7 protein-coding genes, 1 tRNA gene and 1 pseudogene are annotated in these 18,080 nt (G+C 33.7%); 7 read left to right on the top strand and 2 right to left on the bottom strand.

The annotated features are described in order from the left end of the window. Position 1 precedes the first annotated feature (1 nt). Positions 2 to 164, top strand: a pseudogene (gene rpsU, locus I862_RS08785) (30S ribosomal protein S21). 72 nt (positions 165 to 236) lie between these two features. Here rpsU and I862_RS07585 read toward each other — a convergent pair. Continuing rightward, on the bottom strand, positions 237 to 770 hold the full coding sequence (locus I862_RS07585) for a hypothetical protein (protein WP_038540809.1): 534 nt from the start codon (positions 768 to 770) through the stop codon (positions 237 to 239). 277 nt (positions 771 to 1,047) lie between these two features. Here I862_RS07585 and dnaK point away from each other — a divergent pair, with 277 nt between their 5' ends. The 4 genes from dnaK to I862_RS07565 all read left to right on the top strand — a co-directional run bounded on the left by dnaK (position 1,048) and on the right by I862_RS07565 (position 6,443). Continuing rightward, on the top strand, positions 1,048 to 2,958 hold the full coding sequence (gene dnaK, locus I862_RS07580) for a molecular chaperone DnaK (protein WP_038540807.1): 1,911 nt from the start codon (positions 1,048 to 1,050) through the stop codon (positions 2,956 to 2,958). 151 nt (positions 2,959 to 3,109) lie between these two features. Next, positions 3,110 to 4,699 (top strand): ankyrin repeat domain-containing protein, encoded by a 1,590-nt coding sequence (locus tag I862_RS07575; protein ID WP_038540804.1) that lies wholly within the window; start codon positions 3,110 to 3,112, stop codon positions 4,697 to 4,699. 168 nt (positions 4,700 to 4,867) lie between these two features. Then, a tRNA-Arg gene (locus tag I862_RS07570) sits at positions 4,868 to 4,944 on the top strand. 326 nt (positions 4,945 to 5,270) lie between these two features. Beyond that, a complete protein-coding gene (locus tag I862_RS07565) occupies positions 5,271 to 6,443 on the top strand; it encodes a site-specific integrase (RefSeq protein WP_038540801.1) in 1,173 nt (390 codons plus the stop codon). A gap of 464 nt (positions 6,444 to 6,907) precedes the next feature. Here I862_RS07565 and I862_RS07560 read toward each other — a convergent pair whose 3' ends face one another. Continuing rightward, positions 6,908 to 7,816: a hypothetical protein gene (locus I862_RS07560; RefSeq protein WP_038540798.1), complete on the bottom strand. Its 909-nt coding sequence runs from the start codon at positions 7,814 to 7,816 to the stop codon at positions 6,908 to 6,910. Between the two features lie 345 nt (positions 7,817 to 8,161). Between I862_RS07560 and I862_RS08015 the strand changes: the two genes are divergently transcribed. Further along, positions 8,162 to 9,049, top strand: a complete 888-nt coding sequence (locus I862_RS08015) for a coiled-coil domain-containing protein (RefSeq protein WP_052646558.1) — start codon at positions 8,162 to 8,164, stop codon at positions 9,047 to 9,049. Positions 9,050 to 9,115: 66 nt separating this feature from the next. Continuing rightward, positions 9,116 to 18,028 (top strand): AHH domain-containing protein, encoded by an 8,913-nt coding sequence (locus I862_RS07550; RefSeq protein ID WP_038540796.1) that lies wholly within the window; start codon positions 9,116 to 9,118, stop codon positions 18,026 to 18,028. Positions 18,029 to 18,080: the final 52 nt, after the last annotated feature.

Here is an 18,080-nt window from a genome sequence, read left to right as displayed (position 1 = left end):
TATGGCACTTAAAACTTTAAAAGAAAAAAATGCAAAGAGAAGGCGTTTTTAAAGTTATGAAGATGGGTCGTTTCTACGAAAAACCTTCCGAAGTTCGAGTTCGTAAAGGACAAGAAGCCTTTAGAAGAAGAAGAAAATTAGACAGGAAAAGAAATTATGATTAAGTTTTAGTCATATGACCGATGTCTTTAAAAAGGGGCTTTATAGCCTCTTTTTTTATTAATAAATCATTAGATTTAAATTCCTCTGGAGGGAATATTATCATTAGTTCTAAGTATCGGAATTTGTGATAACAAATTTTGTAAGTCCAATCTACTTAAATTAACCCTGGAAACATTGGTTTCAATGGGCTGAGCTATACTTGCATAAGGGTTTGAGAGATTAGCGGAAAACCGGCTGTTCACTGCTCTTTGAAAAGCCATTTCTCCAAGACGAGCCGAAAAGAACTTTATAAAATCATGTAAAGATTTATTTGTGCCGTATGCTTTATACTTAGGATTATATATTCCCTTAGCTACCATTTGATAACCATGGCTATCAGTATTCACATCATGACTTGAAGATTTATCATTTCGCCAATTTAAAAACTTCTCTTCTTTTTTTTCAGACTCTAAAAGAAAGTTTAAGTACTGAAGGATCTCGGTTTCATTTTTAGATTTAATTAGGGAGATATCCTGGCCTGTAATCTTGGAAATAAGATATGCAGCTGAATCTATCGCCTTATATAATTCTTTACTCAAAGACAATGTTTTTTTATTTTTTTTGGTCATAATATTTAATCTTTGGTATTTCACCGCTATTGATAAAAATTATACTATAAAACCATTTTTATAACAAGCTGAACTCCAAAATAATATTAAAGTTTAATAATAATACTACTTTTCTACCTGAAATGTATGGATGAGTAAAATATTATCTCATATTACTTTTCCAAAGTTATAGTAAATATCCTTAGTTTAAAATTTTATTAGCCCTACCCTTGTAATCAAAAATGTATGAACTATATACATCTCATAAAATATTATTTAATAATTTTTTGAGGAAAATATGAGTAAAGTTATTGGTATAGATTTAGGTACCACCAACTCATGCGTAGCAATTATGGATGGCGGCAACCCCAAAGTAATTCATAATAGCGAAGGCGCGAATACCACACCTTCAATTGTTGCATTCACCGATAAAGGTGAGCGTTTAGTCGGTCAACCGGCGAAGCGCCAGGCGGTAACTAACCCGCATAACACCATTTTTGCGGTTAAAAGATTGATAGGGCGTAATTTTGATGATCCAAGAACTAAAGAGTTGGCAAGCAAAGTGCCTTATAAGGTTGTAAAAGCGACAAACGGAGATGCTTGGGTGGAAGCTAAGGGTGAAAAATATGCACCGAGCCAAATCAGTGCGTTTACTTTACAAAAAATGAAGGAAACCGCGGAAAGCTATTTGGGTGAAAAAGTAACTAAAGCGGTAATTACCGTTCCTGCTTATTTTAACGATTCACAAAGGCAAGCGACTAAAGACGCAGGTAAAATTGCAGGGCTTGATGTACTTAGAATCATTAACGAGCCAACTGCTGCTGCACTTGCCTACGGCTTAGATAAGGAAGGTACTAAAACTATTGCTGTATATGACTTGGGCGGTGGTACATTTGATGTATCCATTCTTGAAATCGGCGAAGGTGTATTTGAAGTTAAATCTACCAACGGAGATACATTCTTAGGCGGAGAAGACTTCGACTTAAGAATACTTAACTTCTTAATTGAAGAATTCAAAAAGGATAGCGGGATTGATTTAAGCAAAGACCCATTAGCACTTCAGCGTTTAAAAGAAGCAGCTGAAAAAGCTAAAATTGAACTTTCCAATACTGTTGAAACCGATATTAACTTACCTTATATCACAGCGGACAGCACAGGGCCTAAACATTTGAATATCAAGCTTTCCAGAGCTAAATACGAAGGATTAGTAGATGATTTAATTAAGCGCACTATTGACCCTTGTAAAGCAGCTCTTCAAGATGCCGGCATTGACGCAAGCAAAATTGACGAAGTTGTGTTAGTAGGCGGTATGACCAGAATGCCGAAAGTTATAGAAACCGTTAAACAATTCTTCGGTAAAGAGCCTCATAAAGGTGTGAACCCTGATGAAGTAGTTGCAATCGGAGCCGCGATTCAAGGCGCGGTATTAACCGGCGAAGTAAAAGACGTTGTATTACTTGATGTTACTCCACTATCAATCGGGATTGAAACTCTAGGCGGCGTATTCACCCCGCTTATTGAAAGAAATTCTACTATTCCGACTAAAAAGAGCCAGGTATTTTCTACTGCTGAAGATAATCAAGGCGCAGTAACCATTAGAGTGTTCCAAGGTGAAAGAAAAATGGCGGCAGCTAATAAATTCTTAGGCCAATTTAACCTGGAAGGAATAGCCCCTGCTCCGCGTGGGATGCCTCAAATTGAAGTAACTTTTGATGTTGATGCCAACGGTATATTACACGTTTCGGCAACCGATAAGGCAACAGGTAAAGAGCAGAAGATAACTATCCAGGCTTCCGGCGGTTTATCCGATGAGGAAATCAAAAAAATGGTTAAAGACGCTGAAGAAAACGCTACCGAAGATGCAAGACGCAAAGAGCTCATTGAAGCTAAAAATCATGCGGACAGCTTGATCTATTCAATAGAGAAAAGCATTAAAGACCATGGTGATAAAGTTGCAGCTGAAACCAAATCTGAAGTTGAATCTGCAATTGAAGCCTTGAAAAAAGCATTAGAGGGTGAAGATGCCGAAGACATTAAAGCTAAGACCGATGCATTAAGCCAAGCTTCAATGAAGATCGGCGAGGCTATGTATCAGGAGTCTCAGGCTCAAAATGCACCGGGAGCGGATAATGCTTCTTCAAATAATACAAATGATGAAAAAGTTGTAGATGCCGAATTTGAAGAAGTTAAAGACGATGAAAAGAAATAATACTTAATATTATACTTTTATTTCAAGAGCCGGAGTTTTCCTCCGGCTCTTTTTATTTTTCGGTCTTCATAATTAATAAAGTTATGTTAAATTATCACTTAATATAGTAATGTTTATGGCAATTTTCTTACTATATTAGTTCAAGGGTGAAATGAAAAATTATAACTTTGCTCAAAATACTGCTGAAACTTCCGTGCCTTTAACTCCAATACAATATTATATAAGTTTATTAGACAGATTAGTAAACAAACGCTACGGCATGTTAACGGAAGGGATACAAAAAATTAAAGAATTTTTAGAGAGTCACACCACTTATATTAACATTAAAAATAGTAATAATTTTTCAGCCCTACATTTAAGTTCGCTTTACGGAAATAAAGATTTTACAAAATTTTTAATAAGAAAAGGAGCAAATGTTAATGCGAGAAACTCTGGAGGAGAAACTCCTTTGCATTTGGCTGCCCAGAACGGCCGTCTTTCTATAGTAAGATTACTTATTAAAATTCCGAATATGAATATCCGCGCCCGAGACAGCGAACATAGAACTGCATTAGATCTTGCTTTAACCTACCCTTTAAGGCAAATCGAGTTAATTAAGGCAAACAGGAAAGTGGACAGTCTTAGCAGAGAACCTATATTTGAAGATGTAGCTGGGTTACTTCGAAAAGCAAAAGAATATGTTGATTATTTAAATAATACTAAAGTATATATAGTTGAAAAAATTACGTTTATAAGAGATAGAATAACTTATTTAAATAATATTTTTAACAAAACAGTTTTAATTTTAGAAAACAACCCTGAATTTATAAACCTTAGAAATGATAACGGTCATACCGTATTGCACTTAGCGGCAATTTACGGCGAAACGAAGTTAATAAAGATTTTATTACAAAAAGGTGCAGATATTAATGCTAAAGATAATAAAGGCAAAACTCCGCAAGATGTCAGCAAAAGACTAAGTGATTTTTTAACAATCAAAAAATATATAAACCTTTTAAATAAAATCAAAAGCGATACAAATAATTATACTAAGTTAAAAGTTATATTAAAAACATCTCCTGAACTTATAAATTTAAGAAATGAAGACGGCCAAACTATTTTGCATATTGCCGTATTATATAACATTCACAGCCAAGTTGAGATAAAATTCTTATATGATTTAAAAGCAAAAATTAGTATTCGAGATAATGAAGGTAATACACCTTTGAATTTGGCTAAATTGTATGATTTTGAAGAAGCAAAGAAGCATTTAATAAATTTATTCATAATTAGTCATAATAATGGTTTAAACACAACCTGCGCTGCAAAAATAGGATTAAGTTATCCGGAATATATCATGTCCGCACGAGCAATCTTATCCGATGGTTCCACTGCTTATGAATCAGAGCTAAGAGAAATATATAGACGTGATAAGCTTGAAAAAGAAAAAATTAAGAAATTAAAAGAAAGAGTATATGCCTTAGAAGCAGAATTAGGAATTGCCGAACCGTGCAAAGAAAACACAATAACTCAAAATTTCCAACTGCCCCCTACAAGTGTTATGTTTAGCGGTATGCAAACCTCAACCATACTTAGAAATCAAGTAATAATATCAACAATTGAAGAAATCAGATATATGGCGCCGCCTCAAGTTTCGTACAAGAGACCTGCCGAAAATTCATTCACACAACAACATGGTTCTTCCATACTATATAAACGGAAAAAGGGGTTAGAGCCGAATTCTCCTATTATCATCTCCTAAACTAACAAAAAAAGCGGAAAGCAATAGCAGTATATTATCAGAAAAAGGTAAAATTTTATAATTATAAATTAGTTTCACACCCTTTATAATATAGAGATTTATACATCACTTTATATTTCCTTTGACATAACCAAGTTTTATTATTAAATTCTCCCTTTAGCTTACGAAGCGCCCGTAGCTCAACTGGATAGAGCGTTAGACTACGGATCTAAAGGCTAGGGGTTCGACTCCTCTCGGGCGCACCATATATTTCAATAGCTTAGCTTGTAAAATATTGTTTTTTATCTGTTTTTCTCATAATTACTTTATCTACCTTCTTACCTTCGCCCTAACCTATTGTATTTACGAATATATTAGTAGCTTTTTTCTTCTCATTATTTAGATATTATACTTAGAAACTTTCTCCCTCTTTAGTACACGGTTAGTACACGAGATTATCTTTTTACACTCTCATTTCGATTTGATTATTTTGTTTTCTAACCACTTTTATAAGCACTTAATTCCGGTTGACTTTGCAAGCCTTTGTACGGTAATACCTGAATTTATAAGCAAAACCTAAGTAAAACAAAAAATGACAAAGCTAACTAAAACAGTTATTGAACAAGCTGAGGTAAAGGAAAAACCTTATTTTATATTTGATAGCCAAGTCTCGGGATTTTGCGTTCGAGTATCCTCTACAGGCAAGCGCCATTACTACCTACAATATATGGCTAATAAATCCGTTAAAAGATTAGCACTAGGACAACACAGTATTATAACTACAGAGAAAGCTAGAGATAAAGCGATTACCATGCTGGCTAAAATTAAAGAAGGAAGAGATCCACAGGAAGAAAAAAAGCAGAATCTAAACCAACCTACAATAAAAGAACTATCTAAACGTTTTTTAGAGGATTATATAGCACTGCATTGTAAGAAAAGTACCGCAAAAATCTATCACCATTACTTTGATAAGCATATAATTCCATTATTAGGGAATATAAATGTCTTTAAAGTTACCCGTGCTGATATTGCCGGTTTTCACCTTTCTTTACGAAAAACACCTTATGGCGCAAACCGCTGCCTAGCTGCCATATCTACTATGTTTAATATGGCTGAATTATGGGGCTTAAGAGCAGACGGCACTAATCCTTGCAAGCATATAAAAAAATATACAGAGCATAAGCGTGAGTTATACCTTAATAAAGATGAAGCTAAGCGCCTAGGGCAAGTATTAGCTGAGCTTAAAAACGGTAAAAAAGAAAATATATCAGCTGTCTATTGTATTGAGCTTCTCCTTTATACAGGTTGCAGGCTTGGGGAGATTCAAACTTTGAAATGGGATTATATAGACTACAGTAGCTCCTGTATACGCCTACCTGACTCTAAGACCGGCGCTCGTATTGTCCATATAGGAGCTAATGTGATTAGTTTGCTGGAAGAGATAAAAGCTCATCCGCTACTACCTAAAGATAATCCTTATGTTATTTGGGGAAAAAAGCCTTTAACCTGTTTAAATAATATGCGAAAAACTTGGCAAAATATCAAGAAGAAAGCAGGGCTTGAAGCAGAGCTGCGCATTCATGACTTACGTCATAGCTTTGCCTCTTTTGCTGTTTCTCAAGGGATGAGTTTGCCTATGATCGGAAAGCTGCTTGGTCATTCTCAAGTGCAAACGACTGCTCGTTATGCCCATCTCATGCCGGAAGCAGTAATTGAAGCAGCAGGGAATGTTACATCTCATATTGCTGCAATTATAAGTCAATAGTATAAAAACTAAAATAGCAATTCTACTGCAAGCTAGGGTTTCCCTTGGTTACAAGTATATAATCATTAAGAAAAGGAGTTGACTAGTATTTGATGTAGAGGTAACTGTCTGTAAGCGAAGCTAAGGGAAATACTGCAATACTTCCCTCCTAGCTCAAAGAGTCTGATAGACATAAAAACAGTTAAAATTCTCTCAGACTCTTTATTAAAAGTCAAACTTTAATTAAAGGCTATAAATGCCTAAGGAGAGCTGCTGTGCTAAATTCAGGATATGTAGAGATTACCGGTATAATTTGTAATGACCTGCCCTAAACATGGGGGTATGCTATGGTTCTCTAAATTCGTGATTAGTATAAGAGAAAGGAAAGATTTAATAGTTTTAATAAATGGTTATTAGTTATCAAGCTTATTTATTATTTCTACTTTTAAATTTAGGAAGATAGAGCTATATAGAAATAATCTGCTTTACTTATCATCTTGTATAAATTCCTGCATCCATTTTTCGTTCATTTTTTTTATAAAATGGCGATAACCTTCTATATTTTCCTTAGTTTCGGGAACGACTATGGCAACAAGTCTTTCATGATGGTTTGGAGCCGTATGTATTGTTCCATGAGCTTTCCCTGCAACATGAACAGTGCCTTCACCTACCTTGGCCGAATAAGCATCAGATATATCAAAAAGATTCTGAGCTGTGGTATTAAATTTACGATCAGTCCCATAGACTATATCCAGATCAATGGCGCTATTAAGAAAACTCCGCTGAATTTCATCACTAGCAGCATGAAATAAGGTTGAATTGCCTTTTAAAGTAAAAATAAAGGTAAGCTGATCCTTAGTAGGTACAGCATTAGGGTAAATCATCTCTTCAAAACTTTTATCAATATGCCAGTCGGGGGCATCATCATTATCAGTTAAAAAATTATATTCACCATACCTACCAAACCCGTTTGGGTCAACGTCTGATCTGATATAACTCCAAGCTTGCAGGTAATCAGAGGCATCAATGATGTTATTTACAATTCTAGTAGCTAGCTTCGAAATATAATTAGCAATTATATCGTTTTCACTATCAAGCGCTAATAATTTTATAAAAGATGTAGTATCACCTATGAGTGAGGATAAATCAGCATAATTAGTAGTGGTGTTATATTCTCTTATACTTAATTTATCTAACACACAATAATCTAAATCAGATAAACCTAAACTAAAGGTTGAAAAAGAATAGTTTGCTAAACTCAAATTCTCAATAGCGTTTCTTATATCATTTATAACTTCTCGATCTTTATAAGTACATACTTCAAAAGGTGCATACATTTCATCATATAAGTCTATATTTTCTTGCAGGTAATGCTCACAATCATAGTTAATCATAAATAAATTTCAAAATTATATAGTTAAAAATAAAATATAGTAAGTAAGCCTTACGTCAATTCAAAAATAATAAATTACATATACCTTACTATCTACTTTAACAAATAACCTAACATTCTTAATAAAGATCACATTTGACAAATATTTAAAAAGTACATATTTTATGTTAATTATATATTAATTTAGTTGAAATATTGCCATTAAATAAACTTAATACAAAATACTTTTATTTACTGAAATTCAATATTTTATAAGTTAACTTAATATAGTTGTAACCATTATATTAGCCATAAGATTTATATAATTGGGCATACACGAGAAAAATATTAAATAAGAAGAGGAAATATGGCAAAAATCTCAACAGATGAAAAATTAAGGCAAGTAGAAGAAGATATTATTAGTTTCAAAGCCAAGCTAAAAGCAGCAGAAGATTACAAGAAAATAAAGGGAGAAGCACAAAAAGCTAAGATTAAAGCAGAAAATGCTAGGGCTGAGGCTGAAAAAGTAAAAACTGAAGCACAAAAAGCTAAGAGCCAAGCAGAAAATGCTAAGGCTGAAGCTGAAAAAGTAAAAACTGAGGCACAAAAAGCTAAGGTTAAAGCAGAAAATGCTAAGGCTGAAGCTGAGAAAGTAAAAACTGAAGCACAAAAGGCTAAAAGCCAAGCAGACAACCAACAAAAAGAGCATTTAAATAAATCAAATTTAGCACAAACTGCAAAACAAAAAGCAGAAGATGAAAAGACTACTTTGAATGGGCAATATGAGAGTATAAGTATTTGCGGCCACTCACCAGCTCAAGCTTGTTTAAATCAAGTGAAACAAAGAAATATTGCAAGAGACACAAAAAAAAATAAGTTAAATGAAGATATTAAACACAAGGAAACAGAAAAAAATAATGCTAATCAAAAAGCAAATGAATTTGCTAAAGAAGCTAAGCAGCAGGAAGAAAAGATAAAAGCCGAAGCAAAAAAAATTGAAGAATTAATTGATGAAGAAGGCATAATAGATTTTTCTTCAATAGAAAAAAAGCTTGAGGAATTACTAACTGAGCAGAAGAAATTAAATATAAAAATAAATGTGGAAAATGAAGTAGGGAAGCAAGAGCATCCAGGCCAAACAATTTATGGTACTGCTACGGGTAATGATAATGACAATACCTCTCCAGATACTGATCCCGGAGTTTCAATAGAAACCTTTTTTGGTAATCAGCAAGAGTTTACATATACTATTTAAACCCTTTTTTTAAGCCCTTTTACTTGTTGATTTGGGCTTATTTTTATTATTCTTTTACAGTTAGTTATGGATTTAATAGATTTAGTTTTCGATAATAAGTATTTTAATGAGCTTAACTCGGGATCTGAGCCATTAGATTGGTGGTCAAATTTAAATTTATATAAGAAAGAAGGTATTATTCAGTGTAATGCACCTAATAAATATTTTTTTGAGCACCCTACATTATTATATCTTAGCACATCGAGTGGAGATAAGCAGTGCCAACTAGATAATTGGAATAAATCTGTTTTATCCAAATCTAGTATTAAGTTTTTATCTGATTATATATATTTGGATGAAAAGTCAGGCGCAGATAAAGTTAATTTATTAAAATATAACCTAAGTCAAATTGCTAATTATTCTCTCCAAGAAATTGAAAATCTTTTAGGTATGGGAGGGGATGAATTAGCAGAATTAGATTTGTATATAATTTCCATACTTTCATCAGACTATTCATATAAGATAAATGAAAAAACTATTAAGTATTTAGAGCAAGAAATAAACGAAAGCTATAATTATTATGGGCGAAATGTTATTTCGCAAATAGTAAGCATTTTAATTAACTACACGCTACAATATGCAGAAAATTCATCACATAGTATTTTTCTAAGCGAATTATTAAATAAAGAAGATATAGATATAAGTTTAAAAGACCTAATTAATCTTAATTTTTCCAAAGCAATTATTAAGTCTGCACATAAGTTTGATAAGGTAGTATATAATAATTTAGAATTATTTTTACCGAAAGTTGAAGATAAAATTTTATTGCTCAGAGCGCTTGCCCATGCTGCTCAAAATGGTGATTACATCCCTAAAGGAGAATCTCTAGTATTCTTTGAAGAAATACTACTTGTTAATAAAGATTATACTGAGCTCGCTTTAGATACAATCAGCATAATCATTGAAAGCTTAATAGACAAATCTGCAAATAATGATGATTTTATTAAGATTGAGCAAAAGCTTATAGATCTTGTAAACAAAGATTATAAATTACCTTTAAGCTTAATTGATAAGATAATTGAAACATATACTAAAGAACAAAATCATTTTATAGAATTATTAGCTGAAATTCTTGCTAATTATAAAGACTTACCTAAAAACCTATTAAGTAAACTAGTTGTCCCTGTATTAAATAAAATACTGGCAACTAATGATGTAAATACAGCTAAACATTTAGTGTTTATTGCAAAAAGATTATCACAAAATCATATAGATTTACTGGAAGAAACTACTAAATATTTTTCCAAATTTTTATCTTCTAAAGAAGTAAGCTTGCAGAGGTTAGCATTCGATTTATATGAGCAACTAAGTAAGAAACGGGATATAGATGAGGAATTAGCTAATAATCTACTGGAACTTTTACCAAAAGTAAATAAATATAGCCAGGCTAAGATAATCAGTATTTTAAATGCAGCCAAGCTAAATGAAGATCAAACTATAAATTTAGCTTTAGCTGCTAAAATCTTTATATGGAAATATAGTGATAATATAGAGCAAAAACTTGAGATCAGTAAAGAACTAGCTAAGTTAATTAACTTAAAGGATTATGACTATTTAGAAATCTTTTTTAAACAACATTTGATTACTAGAAATAAAAATTTTATTGAGGTGGCCGATTCAGCTTTAGAATATATCAACAATATTCAAGAAGTATTTTTTAATGACCATCACAAAGAAATTAGAAATTTATTTAAAGCAAGTAAAGCTGATCAACCTGATCAGAATACACCTGAAATTTTTGAATTTTCCTTTGGTGCAAATTCTAATTTTATTCTCAATGAAGATGAGTGGAATGATTTGCAGGATAAATTTGAGGAATTTGCTTGGGATGTTAGCAAACAATTAAAGCTGATTAGTTTTACTCATTTTAGTCAAGTGTTAGAGTTATTAGCCTTTATTGGCAAATATAATTTAAATGAAAGTGACTTAGCATCTGCGGCCGGTTCAGGTTTTGCTGTATCTAATGTTTATTTAAATTTAAATAATATTATTTTTAAAAAGTCTTTAACTGGACGTTCGGATTTGACGCTTCCAGAAAGCGAGCTAAAAATTTTATTAACTAGCGTTACTCATTTACTTAATTTCGATTGGCCTTTAGAATCTTTATTAGATTTATTAGCTCAAACTAAACAAGAAAACATTTCATTATTAATTGCAACCCTAGAAAAATTAGCTGACTATAAAGTTGGAATCAATATATTTGATCGAGATGGTTTGACCGCAGCAGACATCTTAGTTAATAAAGAACCGGAAGAATGGCCTCTTATAATACAACGATTAATAAAAGATAATCACTTTTTCATCTATAAAGACCATAATGAGTTATTGAAAGAATTAGCAATAAATAATAAAGATAAACCTACTGTTATAGAATTAATTGAGAATAAGTATTTTGAAAATCAACTGAGTAAAATAGAAGAAATCAGCAATAATTGGTTGAAACATAAATATAATATTATAATTAGCAACAATGCTGCACCGAAACCAAAAGAGGCAGATAAAATCTATCTTTATTCTATAGGTGATCAACTCCATTTAGCAAAAGATGAACAAAGCATATATTTAGATAATATTAGCGCTGAAGAAAAAGGTAGATTAAACAATATATTATCCAATAAGCATCCTATTAATGATGTTGAAAGTAATTTTATATTTGATCTGGCGGATAAACATAATATAGCAAAAAAATTATCAAGCTGGTCGGAAGAAGATTCTTTGATCTGGCGGCAAAGTATTAGTAAAGTAGATGATAGTAATATAGCCGAGGTTCTTACTGTGCTGAGGCAAGTTGCTTATAATACAATAGGCTTTTACCCAAGAAGCGTGCAATTATTATCTGTTTTATCATTATTTAAGTCGCCCAATGGTGGTTTAGCACAAATTGCTACCGGAGAAGGAAAATCACTAATAATAGCAATGTTTGCAACCATACAAGTACTATCTGGCCGACAGGTTGACATAATTACAAGTTCACCGGTACTTGCTATTCGGGATGTGGAAGAATACCAAGATTTTTATGAAAAAGTAGGTATTACTGTAGACCATAACATAGGAAGTACAGGTAATAATCCTAAAATTTGCTATGAAGCCGATATAGTATATGGAGATCCAATACATTTTATTGGTGATAGCTTACGCGACATAACTACTAACATTAAATTAGGCCGTGGTTATGATTTGATAATTGCAGATGAAGTAGATAATATATTTATCGATCAAACTAATATGAAGGTGCAGCTTTCAAGCTTAATGCCGGGATTTGAAGCATTAAAACAAGTCTTAATTTATATGTGGGGTGGCTTACACCTTGTTACCCCTGTATTGCAGCATGACGAAAAAACCGGCAACTGTTTATATAAGCAGCCGCCAATACCAACGAATGAAACTTTACTCAATGACTTAAGTGAAGAGGGGTATAAGCAGTTCCAGCAAAACTTTACATTAATACCGCTAAACCAAACATGTGAAGATTATGCAAAAACTTTTGTTACCCAATATACAAAAGATCATTTATTTAATTTTGGAGAAGATCGTGAAAGCCGGTCAGTAATAATCCCTATTCATTTAGAAAGTTTCGTTAAAAAACATTTGCCTGCTTGGGTTAAGTCTATTATTAATGCTTATTACTATCAAGAGAAAATAGATTATGTAACCTATCCGAAACCCGGGATGGCAAATATTACTGTAATAGCTCCAGTTAATAGCGATTCGGGAGTAATTCAATCTGATTTACGTTGGTCTGATGGTTTACATCCTTTCCTGGAAATTAAACATGGCCTAACTATATTTCCGGAGAGCATAATCAGTACGTTTATGTCTTATGTCGGCTATTTTGCTAACTATAAAGGAAGTATTTACGGTTTAACCGGAACATTAGGAAATGATCCCCACCATAATTTTTTAAAAAAAGTATATGAAGTTGATTTAGTAAAGATACCACAGTTTATTAATAAAGATCTAAATGAATTCCCACCGATCATTACTGATAATATTATACAGTGGCATCAAGAAATCATTCAAATCATGCAAAGTAAAATAGCCGGGCAGAGGGCTGCATTAGTAATTCTTGAGACAATTGCACAAGTAGAAACATTAGCAAACCATTTAAGAGAATCAGGATATGATAACGATCAAATCTTTCTATATGGTACTGAAAACGCGCTAGAAGACAAAAAAGTAAAAGATAAGGAGAAATTAGAACCTGGAGATATAATAATTGCTACTAATCTAGCCGGTAGGGGCACTGACTTACAAATTAGCAGCGAGGTTATTAAAAACGGTGGTTTACACGTTATTATGGGAGACCTTCCTGAGAGTAGCCGAGTACAGGATCAGGGATTCGGTCGTGTAGCTCGTAATGGTGAGCCTGGCTCGGCTCAACTTGTGCTAATTAATCACGGATTACTTGCGAAATGCAATCAGGATATTATTTGCTCATATAATTACCGTAACCATATTGAACTAAGTAAATTAAAAGAAGAAGAGTTATGCGAGATACCAAAGATAGAACTGCAAGGCAAACTTTTTACCAAATACGTTGATTTAGCAAAGCATGTTAACTCCCCTACCGGCTATATTTTAAAACTTAGCAATCCCGATAATGAAAACAATCCCTTAACCGGAAAAACTCTTTACCTATCCAAACAGCAAGAGAAGATAATTCTGAGCATCAGTGATGAAAATAAGCAAGTAACAGATTTTGATATTACTGAGATGCTCTTAGAACTTGATCTTAAGGTAAATAAGCATATTAGAGCCATATTGGCTAAGAGCAATATCTCTGTGCTTAGTCTTAATCAGCAAGATCATGAAGTCATACATTTTATTGCAACGTATAAAGGCTTTACTGATCATTCGGTTATTCCGAAAAGAATAGAAAGGATGTTTAATAAAGAGCTTGAAGATAGCTATACACATGAACAGCAGAGGATTATTCAGAATAACAATGAGAAAGAAAAATCCAAAATTAAAGATAAAGCAAAAGAGAAATATTTAGAAAAATTACTTACCGATGATGAGTTTAAGTGTCTAAACACTAACCAAGAAATAACCCCTGAATTGCTTAAAAAGGTAGAATTACGTAAATACTATTTATTATGGCAAGAAGATAGGAAGCTATATAATTACCAGTTTGAAATTAAGGAAATAACCGATCTTTGGGCATTTTGGTTAAATAAGCAGAATCAGTTTTTAAATGAAAATCAAGTCTGTAAAATAAGCTCTGAAGAAGATAGGAAAATACTAAGTAACTATCATGAAGCTAAGGAACAAATGCTATTTCGTAACTTCACTGATTTTAGTGAGCAGGTTCTGAAACTACACCAAAAAAATCAATTAATGAAAAATCCTACTCATTTAGTTCAGAAAGCCTGGCATTATTTTGGTATTCATAATCAGCAGCAATCAATGCGCCTAGATAATAGTATTTCTGATATTTCTCCAAGGACAGAGGATGATAGTTTATTTGGTTGGCTTAAAGATAGTGTTAGCAGTGCTTTTAATACTGCATATAATGCCATCTATAACTCCTTACTTGGAAATTATGACGTTAAGCAGCCATTAGCTGAAGCTGTTGGGTTTTTGAATCAAGCTATAAGGCTTGATTCGATATATTCATGGCCTGCACATAATGCGAAAAGTTTTTTACAGCTAATAAAGGATGGAGCAATATTTGATCTTGAAGATGCAGAGAAAGCCAATAAAGTAAAAAGAGAATTTTATGAGAGCACCGGCAAAGCTATTGAGTTAATTTCAAATCATGTGATTCCACAATTAAAAAGCCAGGCTAGTTTTTTACTTATGCAAAAATTAGCTACCCCTCAAGATGACCTTATAGTGCAATTGATAAATACTATAAAGGTTTATGAAAAGATAATGGAACTGCAGGAGAATAACATTAAAATTGTGGCCGGTAGCGAAGGTGACCAAATGATTAGGGTCAAAAGACATGTATCATTAGCGTCGGTAAGCCAAAATATTAATGCGACAGCTTCAGTTATGGAGTTTCTAAACAATACTCTTAGTATAAAAGCGAACAGCACTTCTATTTTTACCAATATCGCTCAAGATTTGAACTTTAATAGTCAGCCTGTAGTTTTAAGTGAGTTAAGCGAGCTTGGAGTAGTCCTTTTTGAAATAGAAACTTTTCAGTTAGAAGATGACAGCAATTGGTTCGGCACTGTATTTTCAGCGGTATTAGGTGTAGCACAAATTTGCATCGGCATAGCACTAATGGCATCGGGCGGCGGAGCATTTGCTATGCTTTTTGCCAAAGGACTTGTTATTCAAGGTATCGGGGACATAATATCAAGTGCTATGTCGGTAATAAACGGTGTACCGATAGATATGGGGAATTATTTGAAATCCAAAGGAATTGGCACGGCAATTAATTTACTAACCGCAGGCCTTGGTCAACTTGGTCAAAGTGCGGAAATTTTTGAAAACCTTCATAGTATAGGTAAAATTGCCGGCGCGGATATGAGTGCCATGCAATTTGCCGGGATAGCAGCTGCAACACAAGTAGGGGCGGCAGCTTTAGGTGCCGTGCTTTATAATGCAGGGAAACAAACATTTTTAGATAAAGATGAACTTGAGCAAAAGATCAAATCGGAGATCGAACACCTAATAGCAAAGTATATATCGGATTTACAAAAAATAATAGCAACTGATTTATGGCAAAATAACAATCATTTGCAAAGGTCATTGATTAGCCAAGCAAGTGAGGTAATGAAGAAATACCATGGGCGATTTAGCGATACAGGCACCAGAGTCGGAGTTCAAACTCTAAGCAGTGTAATAGGCGTAGTAACTTCAGGGTTAGGATTTACTAAAATGGGAGAAACCTTATCTATGGCTAATACCGCCTTTGCCGGTGCGACAACACTTGCATTCAATGGGATTAAGAATGCAGAAGCATTAGATCATTTTATTGATGAAATGAACTGGATAGTTTCAAAGTTAGCAGCGAATAACGCATTAAGCAGCGGTGTTATGATGCAGAACCGGTTAATTCATAATTTTGGAGAGACGATCTCAGTAGAGCTGATGACAAGTTTAGAGCAGCAGTCATATATAGTAAATCAGGAGCTGAATTATAAAGATTGCGATGCATTAAACCAAGTGGTGCTAAGTGATAATATACAAGCGACCGGAATAAATTACAAAACAGGGTTAGTTACTATTTGCAATAAAATAGCTAAAGTGTTTAATTATGATTATCAGAGTAGCACTAAAGAAAATCTCAAGGGGAATTTAGTCGATTTACTGACCGGTAACCTATATGCATTACAGAAAGAAGGTATGGGAGCGGCAGCTGATTTTCTCGGGGGGCAAGCTTCTTCATTAATTGTAAATTCAGTTTATGAAAAAATAGAACAAGGAAAAAAGAAAAAAATAGAAGAAGAAAAGAGAAATAAAAAAATAGCCGATGAAATACGCAGAGAAGCTGAGGATATGAAGAGTAAATCCGCCAACAGGATTAACAGGGCTTCCGGAGTATTTGTAAAGCAACCTCAATCTGCTGCTGAACCTGAGGTTTATCCGGTTAAGGATGGTGACACTGTAGATGGTATTGCAGCTGAGTACGGGGTGAGCAGAGATGATATTTTAGAAGCAAACCCTAAATTAAAAGATAAGATATCTGTTGATGAGCAAGGCAGAACAAAAATACTGATTAAGGAAGGAGAAAATTTAATCCTACCTCAGGGCGCCAGTAAACAAACGGGTTCAAAAGGCAGTAGCAGTAATCAAAAGCCCAATAAACCTGCAAATGATAATACGGACACTAAATCCAAATTTACCCAACCTGAGCCCGATAGCAGCAACAACAAGGCTGAACCCCGATCTTCCTCACAACCGACATATACTTGTACGGACGGGGTGTGTTTTACAAGCGGAGAAGGGAGTGAAGAATATAACAGTGCTACTAGTAGAAGATATGCGGAACCGATCGGACCTAATGTAGCATGGCATGAGGAATATACGGATGCAGCTAAGAAGATAGACGGCGATAATATTTCACAAGAAGATAAGCAGAAATTCAAGAAAGAAATTTATGAAATATTAAAAGAAACCTACGAATCTACACCTAAGGAAAAGGAGTTAATAATTAGTGAGCTGAACAATGAAAAGGCTAAACATGAAAAGGGGTTTATTAGTAAACTATTTAGCACTAAAGAAGCATGTGCTGCTGAAGCTGGAGTTTTAAGGGGAGGAGCATCAGCGATTAGCTGTCTGAAAAATCCTACTTGTGCTGCAATATTAATTGCAGCTGTAACACTATCAAAAGCTTATAATTTTTTTTCTCGGCCTTTTCGTGCCGAGCATGGTAGCTCTGATCCTATGCATGGGCAGCCTCAAAAGGCAGATGTAGAAACCTTCCCAGCTGAAGAGCAGAAACCCGATATTTTATTTACTCCTGATGATGGGGGAAGCTTTGATTGGTATGTGGAAACATTCCCGGTTGATGATAAAGTTAATCATTTACCGGGATTTTCTATGCCTGAAGGTATAGACACCCGCAAAGAAAGTTTCCCTATACATGACGGGGATATACATTTTATACTTGAATTTACAATTGATGGTAAGAAGTTCCAAGAACATCATATTATTAGTGATAAAAACAAGCTAACCAGTGAGCATAAATTATGGGAGAAAGCAGGAATTGATGCGCAATCGAGGAAGAATAAAATATACTTACCAACTAAGGAAGAACACCACCCTACTAGGTCAATACACTTAGGAGGACATTCAAAAATAGTAAGTGAGAAATTAGCTGATAAGATGGATAAAGCTATTAATACCGGTGAAATGCAAGGATGGACACAAGAGCAGTATAAAGAAGCGTTGCATAATATAATAGTTGAAGAGAGAGCTAAGCTTAGGAGTGGAGAGAGAGCATTAAATAAACATAAACGATATTGGACTGAGGAGCAGAAGTAAAATGGATAAAGAAAAAAAACTTGGTTTATTAATGATGACGGAAGGTGTCCTC

The organism is endosymbiont of Acanthamoeba sp. UWC8 (assembly GCF_000730245.1).
Taxonomy (GTDB): Bacteria; Pseudomonadota; Alphaproteobacteria; order Rickettsiales; family Midichloriaceae; genus Jidaibacter.
Note: the sequence above shows the minus strand (reverse complement) of the source record. Positions and strands in the feature narration are given on the sequence as shown.

Bases quoted from the DNA above. Each gene is read 5' to 3' on its own strand.
- I862_RS07585 (WP_038540809.1), bottom strand. From the start codon at position 770: ATGACCAAAAAAAATAAAAAAACATTGTCTTTGAGTAAAGAATTATAT.
- dnaK (WP_038540807.1), top strand. From the start codon at position 1,048: ATGAGTAAAGTTATTGGTATAGATTTAGGTACCACCAACTCATGCGTA.
- I862_RS07575 (WP_038540804.1), top strand. From the start codon at position 3,110: ATGAAAAATTATAACTTTGCTCAAAATACTGCTGAAACTTCCGTGCCT.
- I862_RS07565 (WP_038540801.1), top strand. From the start codon at position 5,271: ATGACAAAGCTAACTAAAACAGTTATTGAACAAGCTGAGGTAAAGGAA.
- I862_RS07560 (WP_038540798.1), bottom strand. From the start codon at position 7,816: ATGATTAACTATGATTGTGAGCATTACCTGCAAGAAAATATAGACTTA.
- I862_RS08015 (WP_052646558.1), top strand. From the start codon at position 8,162: ATGGCAAAAATCTCAACAGATGAAAAATTAAGGCAAGTAGAAGAAGAT.
- I862_RS07550 (WP_038540796.1), top strand. From the start codon at position 9,116: ATGGATTTAATAGATTTAGTTTTCGATAATAAGTATTTTAATGAGCTT.